The organism is Mesorhizobium sp. M0715 (assembly GCF_040320355.1).
GTDB lineage: Bacteria > Pseudomonadota > Alphaproteobacteria > Rhizobiales > Rhizobiaceae > Mesorhizobium.
Genome location: NZ_JAMYPL010000038.1, coordinates 1 through 17441, shown reverse-complemented (window position 1 = coordinate 17441; position 17441 = coordinate 1). Strand labels below are relative to the sequence as shown.

The following is a 17441-nucleotide window of genomic DNA, read 5'->3' as shown; positions in this document are numbered from 1 at the left end:
GATGGCGGCCGTCCAGACTTCGGGTGAACGGGCGCTCAACAAGGTCGCTATTGTCGCCGTCCTTTTGGTGACGATCATCTTCCTGGCGCCGATCTACTGGATCGTGGCGACCTCGTTCAAGCCACGCAACCTGGCCACGACGATCCCGCCGACCGTGATGTTCGAGCCGACCATCTCGCCTTTCGTCAAACTTTTCACAAAGCGCTCACAGTTGCGCAGCCCGCCGTCGGCTGAAGAATATGCCGCCGCCCCGTGGTGGGAGCGCGTCGTGTTCGACGGCGGCGAGAAGATCGTGCGCGACGGCAAGGGCCAGGTGCAATGGTCGGGATATCCGAGCCGCTTCCTGAACTCGCTCATCATCGCCATCACCTCGACGGTGTTGGCGGTCGGCATGGGGACATTCACCGCCTATGGCTTCTCGCGCTTCAAGGTGAAAGGGGAGGCGGACCTGCTCTTCTTCATCCTGTCGACGCGCATGTTGCCGGCGGTGGTGGTCGCCATTCCGATGTTCCTGATGTACCGGGCAGTCGGGCTCAACGACACGCATCTGGGCCTGATCATTCTCTACACCGCCTTCAACCTGTCCTTCTCCGTGTGGCTGATGAAGGGTTTCATGGACGAGATCCCGAAGGAGTATGAGGAGGCAGCGCTTGTCGACGGCTACACGCGCATGGAGGCGTTCTTCAAGATCGTGCTGCCGGAGGCCGCCACGGGCATCGCCGCCACCGCCGTGTTCTGTTTCATCACCGCGTGGAACGAATACGCCTTTGCGCTGATCATGACCAACCGCCGCGCCCAGACCGCGCCTCCCTTCATCCCGAGCCAGGTCGGTTCGGGCCTGCCGGACTGGACGGTGATCGCCTCCGGAACCTTCCTGTTCCTGCTGCCGGTCGCCATCTTCACCTTCCTGCTTCGCAACCATCTGTTGCGCGGCATGTCCTTCGGAGCGATCCGCAAATGAGTTTTCGCGCCATCAACCAGAAATACCTCGAGCCCGGATCGCAGATCCTGATGGTGCTCGGCATCATCGCGCTCTGCCAGCCCTGGAGCATGCTGCTGCACACCTATGGCCTGACCATCATCCTGATCGGACTCGTCGGCTTCAACGTAACCTCCAAGATCGCGCCCGAGGAAAAGGCCGGCACCGGCCAGGTGCGCAATCCGGGAGCACAGCATTGACCCAGATCGAGCTTCGCGGCGTCCAGAAATTCTTCGGCGCCGTCCAGGTCATCAAGGACCTGAACCTCAAGATCGCCGACAACGAGTTCATCGTGCTGCTGGGCCAGTCGGGCTGCGGCAAGACGACAACGCTGCGCGCCATCGCCGGGCTGGAAACCATCGACGAGGGCGACATCTTCATCGACGGCAAGCCGGTACAGCATTTGAAGGCCGCCGACCGCGACATCGCCATGGTGTTCCAGTCGTTCTCGCTCTATCCGCATATGAGCGTCTACGAGAACATCGCCTTCCCCTTGCGTGCCACGCGCAAGAGCAAGACGGAGATCGACAGCGAGGTTCGCTCCGTCGCCAAGACGCTGCAGATCACCGACCTGCTGGACAAGAAGCCGTCGGCGCTCTCGGGTGGCGACATGCAGCGCGTCGCCATCGGCCGGGCGCTGGTGCGGCGGCCGAAGGCCATGCTGATGGACGAGCCGATCGGCGCGCTCGACGCCAAGCTGCGCGAGGAGATGCGCGCGGAAATCAAGCGGCTGCACATCAAGCAGGGCTCGACCACCATCTATGTCACGCACGACCAGATCGAGGCCATGAGCCTGGCCGACCGCATCGTCATCATGCACGCAGGCGTCTTGCAGCAGGTCGGCACGCCCGACGAGGTCTATTCGCAGCCGGCAAATCTGTTCGTGGCGCAATTCGTCGGCAGCCCGGTGATGAATGTCACCGATGCCGCAGTCGCCGAGACCGGATCCGCGGTCTCGGTAACGGTCGGCGGCGCGGCTTCCGGCTTCGAATTTCCGCAGGCATTGCTGTCGAAGCTCAACGGCCATGCCGGGCGGCAGCTCGCGCTGGGCATCCGACCGGAGGGCGTGCTCATTCGGCGCGAGGCAACCGAGGGCTTCGTTGCTGTCGACACGCATATCGTCGAGCCGCTCGGCTCCTTCGACATCGTCGATCTCAAGGTGGGAACCGAGTTGCTGCGGGCCCGCACCAAGAGCGGCTTCGTTGCCGGACCCGGTGAAAGGGTCTTCGCCAGGATCGACCCGACCCAGGCGCACTTCTTCGACAAGGCAAGCGGCAAGTCGCTTGAGGTGAGACTCTGATGGCCCATATCCAGCTCAAGAACATCTCGAAGACCTTCGGCAACCACACTGCGCTCACCGGGCTCGATCTCGATATTGCCGATGGCGAGTTCTTCGTGCTGCTGGGCGAGACGGGCGCCGGCAAGACGACGACGCTGCGGCTTATCGCCGGCCTGGAAAAGCCGAGCGAAGGCCAGGTCTTCATCGACGGCGTCGACGTCGCCGACTGGGGTGCGGCCGAGCGTGACGTGGCGCTGGTGCTGCAGCAATACTCGCTTTATCCGCGCTACACGGTGCGCGAAAATCTAGAATTCCCGCTCAAGCCGAAAATCCGCCGGCTGCCCGACGCCGAGATCAAGGATCGCGTCGACCGTGCCGCCCGTACGCTGCGGATCGAGCATCTGCTCGACCGCAAGACGGATCGGCTGTCCGGCGGCGAGATGCAGCGCGTCTCGATCGGCCGCGCCATCGTGCGCAAGCCGCGTGTGTTCCTGATGGACGAGCCGCTGTCTGCGCTCGACGCCAAGCTGCGCGAGGCGCTGCGGACTGAACTGAAGAACCTGCAGATGCAGCTCGGCGCCACCTTCCTGTTCGTCACCCACGACCAGATCGAGGCGATGTCGATGGGCGACAAGGTGGGCGTGCTCAACCATGGCCGCATCGTCCAGACCGGTACGCCGCACGAGATCTACAACAACCCGCGCGACACCTATGTGGCAAGCTTCGTCGGCTCGCCGCCGATGAACCTCATCGACGGCAAGCTTGTGAACGGCCGCGCGGTGATGGCTCCGTTGAACTTCGAACTGCCTTTTTCGCAGGGCGCCAAGACTTTTGGGGGGCTAAAGGCGGGTGCGGCGACCGACGGTCGCCCGCTCGTCTTCGGCATTCGTCCCGAGGACGTCTATCTCGAGAGCGGCGCGCCGGTCGAGGCGCGCGTCCACGACGTCGAGAATCACGGCGTCGAAAAGATCCTGACGCTGCGCGTCGGCGACGCGACGCTGCGTGCCACCGTGCCGGCCAGGACTGACGTCGCCATCGAGCAGGCGGTGCGCTTTGCCTGGAACCCCGACAAGGTGGTGCTGTTCGACAAGGGCAGCGGCGTCAGCTTGCGACACGCCTCATAGGCTGCATCCCAGCCTATTTCTGGAAGTAGGTTTCGTAGGGCGTGTCGTTGATCAGCAGGATCACGCATTCCGTGTCGGAGACGCAGGCGTCGTCATGCATCTCATCGGCCTTCTGGGTCCAATAGGATCCAGGAGGCAGTTCGACCTTGGTCGCCTCGCCGCCATCCATCTGCCAGTGCGCCCACAGCCCCTTTATGACCACCGCGCGATATCCGCGGTGTGCGCATGGACCGGTGCACGCCAGTTGCCGGGAACCTTCAGCAACGTGCCTGCCGGGCCCTTGGCCCGCTCGCCCCACAATGGGCCAAGACGATGCGGCTGGTCGGGTACTTCCGCCACATAGGGGATCTTGTCGGCCGGCAGGTAGCTGTCCTCGAGGGCAAAGGCGCGCCCGGGAACCGCAAGCATGACGGCGAGTGCGATGACCTTCGGATAATTTGGCATTGGTTCTCCTCTTCGGACCGACTGGACGCCGGCCTCTGGCTGCTTGGTTCTGGCAAGCTATTGCATGCGGGTGGCCCGGCAATGGCATTGCGTCCGGAAGGCTTGGCAATTCATCCAGACCCGGCAATTCATCCAGACCCGGCAAGCCACGGCCGCGGATCCGGGATCGCCTCAGCGGTTTTCGGAGGTGCAGTCGAGGGTGCGCAGGTGGCTGGGCGCGATGCCTAGGATGCGCTTGAACGCCCGGCTGAACGATGCTTCGGAATCGTAACCCAGTCTGGCGGCGACCACTGAAACCCGCATCCGATCGTCGATCAGCCATTGCCGCGCCTGGTGCATGCGTATCCGGGCGACATATCTCGCCGGTGTTTCGCCAACGATGGCCGTGAAGCGTTCGGCGAAGGCCGATCGCGAGGCGCCCATTTCGCGCGCCAGCGCTTCGACAGTCCAGTTCCTGTCGGGCTGCAGATGAATGGCGGCAAGTACGCGGCCGATGTCGCGATCCTTGATCGCCGCGGTCCAGCCTCTGGTGTCGCCGCCACTGTTTTCTACCCAGGAACGGATGATGCTTGCAGCCAGCACGTCGGCCAGTCGCGCCAGCATGCCGCCAGAGCCGGCCCGGTTCATGGTGATTTCGCCGGCCATAGCTTCCAGCAGATGCGGAATACCTGGCTCGCCAGCCATCAATTCCTTGGCGCGCATCATGTCCGGCATCATGCCCAGCAAGGGGTGCGACCCGTCCAGGTTGAAGTGCATGCTGCCGCAAAACAGCAAGGTTTTCGGGCCGTGGCCGCCGTTGGAGACATTGAAGACATTGTCCTGCAAAGGCTCGACAGTGTAGCTTTCGATCGGCACGGCCGGAATGCCAGGCGCGCTGGCAACGACATGCTCGGCACCGCGCGGCAATAGCAATGCATCGCCGGGTGTCAGCTCAATCCATTCCCCGGCTGGCGAAAACAGCCAGCATTGGCGGCGGCCGATAAAGTGAAACCTTGCTGCCTTCTGGGCAGGAAACAACACGGCCCATGGGTTTGAAAGTTCGCAGCGGCCATAGTCGACGCCATCGAGCCACAATCCGCGCAAGATGTCGGTTAGCGGACCGTCCGAGGCCGGCAGGCCAGTCTTGGGCGAGGTGAAAACCATGCTGATTTCTCTAGCCTGGAATCACCAGTCCGTCACGGCCTCCATGCGTCAGCTCAGGGGCAACAAACTCGGGCCAACGGGTTCCTCCGCCGGGGCGTCGGCTGACGTAGTATCAGACGCAAAACCCACCTGTGCGGCGGGTCACTGGCGCAAATCAGCACCATGGGCAAAAATGTAGCATAGCTGAGGTCACCGAGTCAAGAAAAAATTCCTATCGCGAAAAGCTGCCGGCAAAAAAACTGCCGGGACCGCCGAACTGGGTGCCGCCTTTGTCAAGCTGAGTTCGGAACCCTGTGCGTCAGCTGGCCTGGCGGATATCGGCCTGTTCCTCGGCCCGGAGATGGCTGGGCGCCGAGCCGATGACGCGCTTGAAGGCGCGGCTGAAGGCGGCGTCCGATTCATAGCCGAGACGCGCCGCAACGACGGAGATCTTAATCCGGTCGCGGACCAGCCATTGCCGTGCCTGATGCATTCTGACCTGGGTGACATATTTTGCCGGGGTTTCGCCAACGGTGGTGGCGAAACGCTCGGCAAATCCCGATCGCGAGGCGCCCATCATCCGGGCCAGCGACTCGACCGTCCAGTCATGGTTCGGTTCGAGATGGATGGCTGCCAGCACGCGTCCGATTTCCGGGTCCCTGACGGCGGCGATCCAACCGGAGGCGTCACCGCAGCCGCGCTCGACCCATGAGCGGATGACGGTGGCGGCCAGCACGTCGGCCAGCCGCGCCAGGATGCCGCCGGAGCCGACGCGCTCCATTGTCACCTCACGCGCCATCGATTCCAGCAGATGCGGAATGCCAGGCTCATAGGCTTCCAACTCATGCGTGCGCATCACATCCGGCATCATGCCGAGCAGGGGATGCAGGCCATCGAGATTGAAGTACATGCTGCCGCAAAACAACAGGGTTCCCGGCCGGCAGCATTCCGACATGCCTTCGTTCGACGTGCAGTAGACGTCCTTGCAGACCTCCTCGACTTCGTAGCCATGGATCGGCCAGGCCTGGGCGCCGGGCTCGCTGGCCAGCACGTGCGCCGCACCGCGCGGCAGCAGCACCGCGTCGCCTGCCTTGAGTTCCACCCATTCGCCGGATGGCTGCTTCAGCCAGCAGCCTTTGCGGCCGATGAAATGAAACCGCGCCGCTGGCTGGGCTGGAAACTGAATGCCCCAGGGTTCCTTCAGTTCGAAGCGGCCGTATTCGACGCCATCGAGGCGCAAGCCACGCAAAATGTCGGTGAGCGGGTCGCCAGTGATCGGAATTTTGGACGAATTGTCAAGCATGATGGGGTTTCTAGCATGGAAGCTCCAGGTGGTCACTCCCTATGTTGCGTTGCAGCCAGATGCTGCGCTGCAAAACAACTCGGAGACTGACCATGGCCGAACAGGCGACAGGCGTCATCGACGCCACACTTTTGAACCCTGCGGACTCTGACGAACGAACCGAGCCGGCCTGGGGCGCCGTTGTTTCGCTGGCACTTGGTGTTTTTGGCCTCGTCACCGCTGAATTTCTCCCCGCCAGCCTGCTGACACCGATGGCGCGCGATCTCGGCGTCAGCGAAGGCGTGGCCGGACAGGCGGTGACGGCAACGGCGATCGTCGGAGCCATTGCCGCACCCACCATGGCCATCATCACCAGGCGTATGGATCGCAGGCTGGTGATGTGGATGCTGACTGTATTCCTGATCCTGTCCAATCTTCTGGCCACCTTTGCCTCATCGCTGCCCGTGCTTCTGCTTGCCCGTGTCGTGCTCGGCGTAGCACTTGGCGGCTTCTGGGCGATGTCGGCAGCGATGGCGCTGCGGCTGGTGCCGATGCGGCTGATGCCGCGCGCCATGTCGATCATCCTGACCGGCGTTTCGCTGGCGACCGTCTGCGCGGCGCCGGTCGGCGCCTATGTCGGCGACATCTGGGGCTGGCGCACGGCATTCATGATTGCGACCGTCGTCGCCGCCCTGGCACTGCTGGTGCAACTGGCCACCATTCCGAAATTGCCTCCCGTGGGTGTTGCAAGCTTCCGCACCTTGCTCGACGTGCTGAAGCGTCCGTCGATCAGGGTGGCGCTGCTGGTCGTGCTGCTGGTCGCTTCGGGACACTTTGCCGGCTTCACCTATGTCCGTCCGTTCCTCGAGAAGGTGCCCGTGCTCGACATCGAGACGATCTCGCTGGTGCTGCTGGCCTATGGCATTGGCGGTTTCTTCGGCAATGTCGCCGGCGGCATCCTGGCCGAGCGCAGCCTCAAGGCAGCCGTTGCGCTGGCGCCGTTGCTGATCGCAATGGCCGCCGCCTCGATGCTGATTTTCGGGGCTTCGCCGACGATCGCCGCTGCCGCCGTCGCGGTCTGGGGCTTTGCTTTCGGCGCGGTGCCGGTCGGGCTGCAGAGCTGGCTGGTGCGGGCCGCGCCCGATCAGGCAGAAAGTGCCGGCGGACTGATGGTGGCGACGTTCCAGGTGGCGATCGCGCTCGGCGCCGTCTTCGGCGGCCTGCTGGTCGACCATGCCGGCGTGGCCAGTGCCTTCGCCTATTGCGGCGCGGCGACACTGCTGGCGGCCATCGTGGTGTTCCTGCGCGGCCCGAAGCGCGCCGAGTAGCCTGGACGCGATCAGGCTTCCCTGACACTGCGCGTCGGCCTGAGAACTGTCACGGTTCTCGGGCCGCTGCCGTTGTGATGGCAGGGGCGAACAAACTCAGGCCGACCGCCCGTCGAAATCGAAAACCGACAGGGTCGAGGGGTCGAGATCGGCCACGCAGTTGATGTTGATGTAGGCACTGCGTTCGCTGCCTTCGCGGACATCCTCCGCAAAGGGATGGATGCCGCAGGCCCGGCAGAACCGGTGCGCGATGGCATGATTGCCGAATGTGTAGGTGCCGAGATCGTCGCCCCAGGCCAGGACCTGCAAGGTCCCGTGCGGGATGGCACACAACAGGGCGCCCTTGCGCGAGCAGATCGAGCAATTGCACCGCAAGGCGCCCGTCAGTTCGGCCTTGAATTCGAAGGCGATCTTGCCGCAGTGGCAGCTGCCTTTGTAGAGCATCGGATTTTCCTCGCATTAGACAGGGTGCAAAACCGCCTGCGCCGGGTTAAGTCTCGGCAAGCCATGCCCCAAGGACGTTCAAGGCGTTCGGAGTCCGACACCGAAAATGCAATCCGTTCGTGATCATCTGGAAACCATTCTCGCGCGCCTCGCCGCCCGTGCCGGTGAAGAGCGCGTGTTCACGAAGCTCTATGCCGCAGCCGCGCGTGCCGCGGCCGATGCCAGCGATGCGCGCAGCCAAGCCGGGGTGACGCTTGGGCCGCTCGATGGCACCATCGTCTCGGTCAAGGATCTGTTCGATGTCGCCGGCGAGCCAACCACGGCCGGCTCGCTGATGCTTAGGACCGCAGCACCTCCGCTGTGCGATGCCGTGATCGTCAGCCGGCTGCGGCAAGCCGGCGCGGTCATTATCGGCAAGACCAACATGACCGAATTCGCCTTCACCGCGATCGGCGACAACCAGCACTATGGCACGCCCGGCAATGCCGTGGACGCCAGCCGCATTCCGGGCGGATCTTCCTCAGGCGCCGGCGTCTCGGTCGGTGAGGCGACGAGCGAAATATCGATCGGTTCCGACACCGGCGGTTCGATACGCATTCCGGCTTCACTCAACGGTGTCGTCGGCTTCAAGCCGACAGCGCGGCGCGTGCCGCTCGCCGGCGCGTTCCCGCTGTCCGCCACGCTGGACTCGATCGGTCCGCTTGCCCGAACCGTCGCCCAATGTGCCGCCGCCGACGCCGTGATGGCCGGTGAAGTGCCGACCGCGCTGACGCCGATTGCCCTTGCAGGGCTTCGCGTCGGCATTCCACGCGGCATTCTTTTCGAAGAGACGGAAGACGAGGTGGCGGCCGCGTTCGACCGCTGCCTTGGCAAGATCGAACAGACAGGCGCGCGGATCGCGGGCTTATCGATCGATGATCTGCTTGCCGATTTGCGGGCCGCCACCAAGCGTGGCTCGATCGCTGCCATGGAAGGGGCCGAAGTGCATGCCGACTGGCTGGCGGCTGGGGCTTCGGTGCCGGTCGACCCGCATGTCAGCGGACCTTTGTCGCGGGCGGCAATGCTGCCGACGCCTGTCTACATCAGGGCAATGCGCCGCCGCACAGCGCTCGTTGCCGCCATGGACGAGCGGCTGGCATCGGTCGATGTGCTGGCTCTGCCGACCACGCCGGTGACGGCGCCGACCATCGTTTCGATGGCTGACGATGCCGAGTTGCGCGACCGCACCGAAGGCCTGCTGCTGCGCAACACGCAGGTCGCCAACCAGTTCGATCTCTGCGCAATCTCGCTGCCGATGCCGGGCACTCCGCTGCCCGCCGGATTGATGCTGGTGGCGCGCAACGGGCATGACCGGCGCCTGCTGCGGATTGCTGCTGAAATTGAGTCGCTGCTTGGCGCGTGACCGGGGTTGGACCGACGATCAGTGCGACGAACAGTGCCTGCGTTCGCTATCCTTGGCTGTCCGTACGATGCGGGTCGCGACCAGCCAGGGCAGATTGTGCTCCTTGCCGGTGATCGTCTGGGTGCGGTGCTCGATCGAGCCTCTGACGACGATCTTGCCGGCATAAAGCGCGTCGGAAAGATCGGTTATCGCCTTGTCGGCCTGCGGCAATCCGCTGGGGTCGATCGACACGCCCTTGATGATCGTGCCGGTGGCAAGGTCGAGTGCGCTGTTGGATGGGCAGGGCGCCTTGAAGCAGCGCAGCCCGTTGTCACAATAGACATAGCTGCTTTCGGCCGCGAATGACGGCATGGCGCAGAGCGAACACACGACGGCTACCAGGGATGCGAGGCGTGGATCGGACATGGCTCTCAACGTCGCGGAGAATTGGGGCGAAACCGCGATGTGCTACAGGCTCGCCGGAAACCGCCGCCGGTAGTGATCGACCACTTCCGGATTGCGCAGATTGACCGGCAGCTTGTTGGCCAGCACCAGCAAGGCTTCACCCGCCGCGCCGACGCCCATGCGCATCATCGATTCTTCGGTGATCCCGGCCATGTGCGGCGTGATGATGACAGTGTCGAAGCCGAAATAGGGATGATTCGACGGCAGCGGCTGCGTCGCAAACACGTCGAGCGCGGCGCCGCCGATACGGCGTTTCTGCAACGCCTCGATCAGCGCGTCGTCGTCGATGACCGGTCCGCGCGACACGTTGATCAGCAGCGCATTGGGCTTCATTCGGGCGATCCGCTCACGGTTGATCAGGCCGCGCGTTTCCGGCGTCAGCGGGCAGCAGAGCACGATGATGTCGCTCTGCTCGACCAGCGCGTCGATCGACAGGAAGCCGACCTTGTCCGGCGCCGGCTGCATGCTGCGCGTCGTTGCCACCACCTTCAAGTCGAAGCCGTGCGCGGCGATATGGCCGACCGCCTGGCCGACGGCACCGAGGCCGACGATGCCGATCGTCTTGCCGGCAAGCTCGATGTTGGAATTGGCGTGCTCGCGGCCGGCGAGCCAGCCTTTGGTGCGCAGGTCGCGGTCGACGGCGCGGAAATTGCGCAGCAAAGCAAGCGCCGCAAACATGACGTGCTCGGCAACCGAGCGGGCATTGACCGCCGGCACATTCGCCACCAGCACGCCGGCGGCGGTCGCTGCTTCCATGGGGATCATGTCGAGCCCGGCGCCATGGCGGATTGCCGCCTTCAGCAGCTTTGCGCCGTCGAAAAGCTGTGGTGGCAGCGGCGCGCGCACGATGACGATGTCGGCATTCCTCGCCTCGGCGGCCAGCGTGGCCGGATCGATGGCGGAAGCGACGACGAGTTCGCCGGCGCCGGCCAGCATGGCCGAGGCGCGCGGGTGTAGCGGGTGTGTCGTGAGGATACGGGCCATGTCGGTCAGGCTTTTTCGAGCGCCGGGCTTTGCGGTTCCTCGCCATGGCCCTCGATCAGGCCTTTCCAGTAGCTCTCAGCCCCTTGCAGATGGGCGCTCATCAGCGCCTGGGCGAGATTGCCGTCGCGGCGCAGCAGCGCCTCATAAATCTGGATATGCTCGGCATGCGAGCGCAGGTTGCGCTCGGGGTCGTTGAAATAGATCGGCAGGCGCTGCTCGCCCATCATGTAGTAGACGCTGCAGACATTGTGGAAGACGCTGTTCTTGGTGGCGCGCACGATTTCGAGGTGGAATTCGCGGTCTTCCCTGGCAAGCCCTTCACCGGCGGCGATGCGCTCTTCCGAAGCCTTCAGGATTTCGCGCAGCCGCTCGAAATTCTCCTCGGTGGCGCGCGAACAGGCAAGTTCGGCCGCCTTGATCTCGTGGATCTTGCGCAGTTCGACCGTCTCGTAGATCTGGATCGGGTCGAGCGGCAGGCCTGCGCGGGCAAAAAGCGCCATGGCCTCCACACTGGCCTGCTTGGTGTCGATGTAGATACCGGACTTGGCTCGACGCTCGACGATGCGCATGGCCTCCAGGATGGCCAGCGCCTCGCGGATCTGACCGCGGCTGACGGCGAAATGCTCCGCCAGTTCGCGTTCCGAAGGCGTTCGGCCGCTCTCCTTGTCCGAATGGGAGAACAGGTAGGCAGCGAGTTCTGCGAGGAGGTTCTTTTCTTTCATCGTCAACCGCGTTGCGCGTGCGCCTCCAGGAACCGCTCCGAAATGGTGAATCCCAGACCCGGTTTTTCCGGGATCGCTATCATACCGTCCCTGGCTTCGACAGTCTCTTCGACCAGATCATGGATCATCGGGTTGGCGCCAAGCGAATATTCGACGGTGAAACTCGACGGCGAGGCGGCGCAGACATGCAAGCCTGCGAAAAAACAGGGCGCGCCGGCCCACAAATGGGGTGCAAAGCGCAAATTGAAGGCGCTGGCGATGGTGCCGATCTTCATCGCCTCGCTGATGCCGCCGCAGAAAGCGGGATCAGGCTGGAAGATGTCGGCGGCTTTGAGCACGGCAAGGTCGCGGAAGGCATAGCGTGTCGCCTCGCTTTCGCCGGTGGCGATCGGGACGGCACCTGACGCCCGCACTTCAGCCATGCCGGGCTTGTCGTCAGCGATAATAGGTTCCTCGAACCAGGCGAGGTCCAAATCGTTGACAAGGTGGATGAAGCGCTTGGCCTCGGCCACCGTGTAGGTGCCGTGCGCGTCGACCATCAGTTCGACATCGGGGCCGAGCGCCTGCCGTGCGGCCCGCACGCGGGTGGCGGAAATGTGTGCCGCGCCATCCATGGCGCCAACGCGCATCTTCAGTGCCTTGAAACCGCCCTTGGCGATATAGGACTTCAACTGCTCGCCGATGGCGTCGGCGGCTGCCCAGCCGCCGGACGCATAGGCCGGCATGCGATCGAGCTTGCGGCCGCCGAGCAGCCGCCAGACCGGAACGCCAAGCGATTTGCCAAGAATGTCCCACAGCGCGATGTCGACGGCGCTGATGGCGGCGATGCTCATGCCGCGCCGCGCCAGTTGCGGCATGGCGTGGCCGCCACGCGCGGCGCTGTCGTGGCGCACGCCATTGTAGAGCATCTCCCATATGACGCCGATGTCGGCCGGATCGCGGCCGACCAGTTGCGGCCCGACCTCATGGTTCAGCATGTGGACGAGCGCACCGTAGCTGCCGGCACTGCCAGCGGCGTTCTTGCCTTCGCCCCAGCCGACCAGCCCGTCATCGGTCTCGATGCGCAGGATGGCGGCGTCGAAGGTCGTCACCTGACCGAAGTCGCTGCGGTGCTGCCGAGCGGCTTCGATCGGAACGCGGATCCACCAGGCTTGGACGGACTTGATACGCATATTCTTCCCCAGCCCCGCCGCCGGTCAGGGCGGAAGGGCGAATTTCCCAGAGGCAGTCGACTACTTGATCAGCGGCAGCAACGTTTCGGCGTTGATGCGCATCTGGTCGGTGTAGAATTTCTCGGTGAGCACGCTGGAGCCGTGGTCCTGGATGAACTTCAGCTGTTCGGGCGAGATGTCGACCGGATTGCGCTCGACCATGTCGGGATAGGGGGCTGCCGGCGTCCGGTCGACGGGCGCGACGAACTCGTTGGTCAGCGCGCCGTCGTAGCCGATCTCGCGCAAGGTGGCGACGATCTTCGGCCAGTCGATCTGGCCGAGGCCGGCGGCAAACCGGTTGTTGTCGGCGACATGGAAGTCGAACAGGCGCTTTCCGGCCTGCCGGATCGCGTCATAGACGTTAAATTCTTCCATGTGGATGTGATAGGCATCGAGGCAGACGCCGCATTCGGGGCTGACCGCATCGGCCAGCGCCAGCGCCTGGGCGCCGCGATTGAACAGATAGGTCTCGAAGCGGTTAAGCGGTTCGACAGCGATCTTGACGCCGACCTTCTTGGCGTGGGTGAAGCACTCGCGAGTGGCGTCGACTACCCACTTCCATTCCTCTTCCTCGGTCCCGTCAGGCACAACCTTGCCGACGGTCGCCGGAACCAGCGTGATGATCTCGCCATCGAGTTCGCTGACCATGGTCAGCACATCCTTGACATACTGAACGGAACGCTCGCGCTGGCCCTGGTTCCTGGCGGCAAGGTTGCGCTCGCCCAGCATCAGGGTCACCGCGCCCCAGCAGCGAATACCATGCTCCTTCAGCAGCGCCCGGGTCTCCTTGGTCTTGTACTGCTCGGGCTCGCCGGAAATCTCGATCGACTCATAGCCGAATTTCTTGATGCGCTTGAGCGTCGTCTCCAAGGGTTCCGCGCGCATCCAGTTGTGCGTCGAAAGATGCATGGTCTGTCCTTCCCAAATCGTCTCTATGGTTCGCCTGCGACATGCATCGCCAAAAGGCGACACAAAGGTTCCTCCCCAAGGCGTTCCCAGCCTTTTCTCGCAAACTGGTTCGACCAATTGGGCCTAAAGCGAGGTCTACAGCAAATTCTCCAGATCGGCAAGAAGCGCTGGGATGCAACTTTCGTTGTGGATTATTTGCTTGATTATATTGAGATATATAGGCCTGCACCGGGTGATTTTGGGGTCTTGACGGCGCATTGCATGGCTTGACCAAATTTCCACATTTGGTAATACCAGAATGGCGGTGCGTGCAAGCACCCGTTGAGAAAAGACCAAAGTGGCTGGCCCTGTTTCCAATCGGCGCTATGCTCGGTCGCGAGAGAAATGAGGGAGGATGCCGATGCCGACGACAATGAAGGGCCCCGGGCTGTTTCTGGCGCAGTTCGCGGGCGACGCCGCGCCGTTCAACTCACTGGCGTCGATCACCAAATGGGCGGCCGGTCTCGGCTACAAGGGCGTGCAGATCCCGACCTGGGACGCGCGGCTGTTCGACCTCAAGAAGGCGGCTTCTTCCAAGGCCTATTGCGATGAGGTGAAGGGCATCTGCGCGGATGCCGGCGTCGAGATCACCGAACTGTCGACGCATCTGCAGGGGCAACTGGTGGCGGTGCATCCTGCCTATGACGCGCAGTTCGACGGCTTTGCGCCGGCTTCAGTGCACAACAATCCCAAGGCACGGCAAAAATGGGCGGTCGAACAGATGGAGTTCGGGGCCAAGGCCTCGAAGAACCTTGGCCTCAAGGCCTCGGTCAGCTTCTCGGGAGCGCTGGCCTTTCCCTACCTCTACCCCTGGCCGCAGCGGCCGGCAGGGCTGATCGAGGAAGCGTTCGCTGAGCTCGGCAAGCGCTGGAAGCCGATCCTCGATGTCTATGAGGATAATGGTGTCGATTTAGGCTACGAGATCCATCCCGGCGAGGATGTGTTCGACGGCGCGACCTTCGAGATGTTCCTCGATGCGGTCGGCGGCCACAAGCGCTGCAACATCAACTACGATCCGTCGCACTTCCTGCTGCAGCAGCTCGATTATCTAGAATTCATCGACATCTATCACGAGCGCATCAAGGCGTTCCACGTCAAGGACGCCGAGTTCAACCCGACTGGCCGGCAAGGCGTCTATTCCGGTTATCAGAGCTGGACCAACCGCGCCGGGCGCTTCCGTTCGCTGGGCGATGGACAGGTGGATTTCGGCGGCATCTTCTCCAAGCTCACCCAGTATGGCTACGATTCCTGGGCGGTGCTGGAGTGGGAGTGCTGCCTGAAGCATCCGGAGGATGGTGCGGCCGAGGGCGCGCCTTTCATTGAGCATCACCTCATCCGGGTGACGGAAAAGGCATTCGACGACTTCGCCGGCGGCGCTACCGACAAGAAGTTGCTGCGCGCCATGATGGGAATCTGACGCGGTTTCCCCTCCCCCTCGAGGGGAGGGTGGCCCGAAGGGCCGGGAGGGGTCGGTTCATGCCGAGCTCTGCCTCAACGACCCCACCCGATCCGCTGCGCGGATCGACCTCCCCTCAAGGGGGAGGTGAGCAACAGCGAGGAGCAAGATATGGTCGGCGCATCGAAGTCGGAAACGGGAGGCGGCCCGATCCGCTATGGCATGGTCGGCGGCGGGCAAGGCGCTTTCATCGGCGCGGTGCACCGGATCGCGGCGCGGCTGGACAATGATTTCGTGCTGGTTGCCGGTGCTTTGTCAGCCGACCCGGCCCGTGCCAAGGCCTCGGCCGCCGAACTGGGGCTCGACCCCGCACGCAGCTATGCATCCTATGCCGAGATGGCCATGGCCGAGGCGAAGCGCCCCGACGGCATCGAGGCAGTGGCCATCGTCACGCCCAACAATGTCCATGTGCCGGCGGCAAAAGCCTTCCTCGAGGCCGGCATCCACGTCATCTGCGACAAGCCGCTGGCGACGACGCTCGCCGAAGCGAAAAAGCTTGCCGCGATAGTCGAGAAGACCGGCAAGGTGTTCGTGCTGACGCACAACTACACCGCCTATCCGATGATCCGGCAAGCACGCGAAATGGTCGCCAAGGGTGTGCTCGGCGACATCCGCATCGTGCAGTCCGAATATCCGCAGGACTGGCTGACCGAGGATTTGGCCGCGACAGGCCAGAAGCAGGCGGCGTGGCGCTCCGACCCCAAGCAGGCAGGCGCCGGCGGTGCGCTGGGCGATATCGGCACGCATGCCTACAACCTCGCCCGCTTCGTCTCGGGGCTGGAACTGGACTCCCTGTCGGCCGATCTCGACGCCTTCGTGCCGGGCCGGCTACTCGACGACAACGTCAACGTCATGCTGCGCTTCAAGCCTATCGGCAAGACGCATCCGGCCAAGGGCATGATCTGGGCAAGCCAGGTGGCGCCCGGCCATGAGAACGGGCTGAAGCTGCGCATCTATGGCTCGAAGGGTGGGCTGGAATGGGTGCAGGCCGACCCGAACTATCTCTGGTACACGCCGTTCGGCCAGCCGAAACAATTGATCACCCGCAATGGCGCCGGCGCGCTGCCGGTGGCGGGCCGTGTCAGCCGCGTGCCGTCAGGCCATCCCGAGGGCTATCTCGAAGGTTTCGCCAACATCTACCAGGAGGCCGCGCGCGCCATCCGCGCGGCACGCCGCAAGGGCGGCAAGCCGGCCAAGGCCGTCGTCTTCCCGACCATCCAGGACGGCGTCGAGGGCATGGCCTTCATCGAGGCCTGCGTGAAGTCGTCGAAGAAGAATGGGGCGTGGACGAAGCTCTGAAATAGAGGCGGTCCGGGGGATCCAAGGGGAGGGGGCGTCGATGAAAATCGGCATGTGCATGTTCTTATGGACGACGGCCGTGTCGAAGACACACGAGCCACTGCTGCGCGACATCAAGGCAACCGGTTTCGATGGCATTGAGATACCGATCTTCGCCGGCACGCCGGACGACTATAAAAAACTCGGCGATCTGCTCGACCGCATCGGACTGGAGCGGACCGCTGTTTCGGCCATGGGCGATCCAGGGATGAATTTGATCTCGGCCGACGCGGCGACGCGCAAGGCCGGTGTCGATTACATGAAATGGGCGATCGACTGCGCGCAGGCACTTGGCGCCGACACGCTGAGTGGCCCGCTGCATTCGACGCTCGGGTCGTTTTCCGGCTCCGGACCGACCGCTGCCGAGAAAAAGCGCTCCGTCGCCTCGCAGCGGGCGATCGGCGACCATGCCGGCAACAAGGGCGTCACCATCGGGCTCGAGGCGCTGAACCGCTTCGAATGCTATCTCCTCAACACGATGGCTGATTTGTCTGAGCATATCGACGCCATCGACCGGCCGCACATCAAGGCGATGTACGACACCTTCCACGCCAATATCGAGGAGGCCGACCCGATCGGCGCCTACACGAAACACCGCCGGAATGTCGTGCATATCCATATTTCGGAGAACGATCGCGGCGTGCCGGGGCGCGGCAACATTCCGTGGAAGGAAACATTCTCGGCCATCCGCAAGAGCGGCTATAACGACTGGCTGACGATCGAAGCGTTCGGCCGTTCGCTGAAAGATTTGGCGGCGGCAACCAAGGTGTGGCGCGATTTTTCCGAGACACCGGAAGCGGTCTATCGGGAAGGGTATAAGCATATCAAAAATGGGTGGAAGAAGGCGGCGTAGGCGCCTTCCTTATAGTGGGACTGAGCGAAGCCGCCCAACACCTGCCGCCGCGTTCCTTCACACCCCCCTCTGTCCTGCCGG

Annotated in this window: 17 protein-coding genes and 1 pseudogene; 9 read left to right on the top strand and 9 right to left on the bottom strand. The window is 63.5% G+C overall.

Features of this window, described 5'->3' with window-relative positions; all coding sequences use genetic code 11:
• The first annotated feature begins 1 nt into the window (after position 1).
• Genes NKI21_RS29930 through NKI21_RS29915 form a run of 4 tightly spaced genes read left to right on the top strand, consistent with a single transcriptional unit; the run spans position 2 to position 3382 of the window.
• Positions 2-961, top strand: coding sequence for a carbohydrate ABC transporter permease (locus NKI21_RS29930; RefSeq protein ID WP_013529496.1), 960 nt, complete (start codon positions 2-4; stop codon positions 959-961).
• Positions 958-1179 (top strand): hypothetical protein, encoded by a 222-nt coding sequence (locus NKI21_RS29925; protein WP_127293505.1) that lies wholly within the window; start codon positions 958-960, stop codon positions 1177-1179. The genes NKI21_RS29930 and NKI21_RS29925 overlap by 4 nt, the downstream gene beginning before the upstream one ends.
• Positions 1176-2279 (top strand): ABC transporter ATP-binding protein, encoded by a 1104-nt coding sequence (locus NKI21_RS29920; RefSeq protein ID WP_352440816.1) that lies wholly within the window; start codon positions 1176-1178, stop codon positions 2277-2279. Before NKI21_RS29925 ends, NKI21_RS29920 begins: the two co-directional genes overlap by 4 nt.
• Positions 2279-3382 (top strand): ABC transporter ATP-binding protein, encoded by a 1104-nt coding sequence (locus NKI21_RS29915; RefSeq protein ID WP_128304526.1) that lies wholly within the window; start codon positions 2279-2281, stop codon positions 3380-3382. Before NKI21_RS29920 ends, NKI21_RS29915 begins: the two co-directional genes overlap by 1 nt.
• A 13-nt stretch (positions 3383-3395) precedes the next feature.
• Here NKI21_RS29915 and NKI21_RS29910 read toward each other — a convergent pair.
• From NKI21_RS29910 to NKI21_RS29900, 3 genes and pseudogenes are all read right to left on the bottom strand, one after another.
• Positions 3396-3826 (bottom strand): annotated as a pseudogene (locus NKI21_RS29910) (DUF4437 domain-containing protein).
• A 171-nt stretch (positions 3827-3997) separates the two neighbouring features.
• Complete coding sequence (locus NKI21_RS29905) at positions 3998-4969, bottom strand: AraC family transcriptional regulator (RefSeq protein ID WP_352440817.1); 972 nt, start codon at positions 4967-4969, stop codon at positions 3998-4000.
• Positions 4970-5267: 298 nt separating this feature from the next.
• Positions 5268-6251, bottom strand: coding sequence for an AraC family transcriptional regulator (locus NKI21_RS29900; RefSeq protein ID WP_352440818.1), 984 nt, complete (start codon positions 6249-6251; stop codon positions 5268-5270).
• Between the two features lie 92 nt (positions 6252-6343).
• Between NKI21_RS29900 and NKI21_RS29895 the strand changes: the two genes are divergently transcribed.
• Complete coding sequence (locus NKI21_RS29895; RefSeq protein ID WP_352440819.1) at positions 6344-7558, top strand: MFS transporter; 1215 nt, start codon at positions 6344-6346, stop codon at positions 7556-7558.
• A gap of 96 nt (positions 7559-7654) precedes the next feature.
• On the opposite strand, the gene NKI21_RS29890 is transcribed toward NKI21_RS29895, so the two are convergent.
• Complete coding sequence (locus NKI21_RS29890) at positions 7655-8002, bottom strand: GFA family protein (protein WP_352440820.1); 348 nt, start codon at positions 8000-8002, stop codon at positions 7655-7657.
• 106 nt (positions 8003-8108) lie between these two features.
• On the opposite strand from NKI21_RS29890, the gene NKI21_RS29885 reads away from it, so the two are divergent.
• Positions 8109-9404 (top strand): amidase, encoded by a 1296-nt coding sequence (locus NKI21_RS29885; RefSeq protein WP_352440821.1) that lies wholly within the window; start codon positions 8109-8111, stop codon positions 9402-9404.
• Between the two features lie 18 nt (positions 9405-9422).
• On the opposite strand, the gene NKI21_RS29880 is transcribed toward NKI21_RS29885, so the two are convergent.
• From NKI21_RS29880 to NKI21_RS29860, 5 genes are read right to left on the bottom strand one after another with little or no spacing between them, the layout of a single operon-like run.
• A complete protein-coding gene (locus tag NKI21_RS29880; RefSeq protein ID WP_352440822.1) occupies positions 9423-9809 on the bottom strand; it encodes a hypothetical protein in 387 nt (128 codons plus the stop codon).
• A 42-nt stretch (positions 9810-9851) separates the two neighbouring features.
• Complete coding sequence (locus tag NKI21_RS29875; RefSeq protein ID WP_352440823.1) at positions 9852-10832, bottom strand: hydroxyacid dehydrogenase; 981 nt, start codon at positions 10830-10832, stop codon at positions 9852-9854.
• Between the two features lie 5 nt (positions 10833-10837).
• The gene (locus tag NKI21_RS29870) at positions 10838-11554 is read right to left on the bottom strand and encodes a FadR/GntR family transcriptional regulator (RefSeq protein ID WP_127295118.1); all 717 of its coding nucleotides are present in this window, start codon (positions 11552-11554) and stop codon (positions 10838-10840) included.
• A gap of 2 nt (positions 11555-11556) precedes the next feature.
• Positions 11557-12726: a mandelate racemase/muconate lactonizing enzyme family protein gene (locus NKI21_RS29865; protein WP_023812460.1), complete on the bottom strand. Its 1170-nt coding sequence runs from the start codon at positions 12724-12726 to the stop codon at positions 11557-11559.
• A 60-nt stretch (positions 12727-12786) separates the two neighbouring features.
• Positions 12787-13674, bottom strand: coding sequence for a sugar phosphate isomerase/epimerase family protein (locus NKI21_RS29860; RefSeq protein WP_023812461.1), 888 nt, complete (start codon positions 13672-13674; stop codon positions 12787-12789).
• Positions 13675-14074: 400 nt separating this feature from the next.
• Between NKI21_RS29860 and NKI21_RS29855 the strand changes: the two genes are divergently transcribed.
• The 3 genes from NKI21_RS29855 to NKI21_RS29845 all read left to right on the top strand — a co-directional run bounded on the left by NKI21_RS29855 (position 14075) and on the right by NKI21_RS29845 (position 17360).
• Entirely contained in the window at positions 14075-15130 is a 1056-nt protein-coding gene (locus tag NKI21_RS29855) for a sugar phosphate isomerase/epimerase family protein (protein WP_352679512.1), read from the top strand.
• Positions 15131-15280: 150 nt separating this feature from the next.
• A complete protein-coding gene (locus NKI21_RS29850) occupies positions 15281-16468 on the top strand; it encodes a Gfo/Idh/MocA family protein (protein WP_352868792.1) in 1188 nt (395 codons plus the stop codon).
• A 40-nt stretch (positions 16469-16508) separates the two neighbouring features.
• Positions 16509-17360: a sugar phosphate isomerase/epimerase family protein gene (locus NKI21_RS29845; RefSeq protein WP_352868789.1), complete on the top strand. Its 852-nt coding sequence runs from the start codon at positions 16509-16511 to the stop codon at positions 17358-17360.
• The last annotated feature ends 81 nt before the right edge of the window (positions 17361-17441 follow it).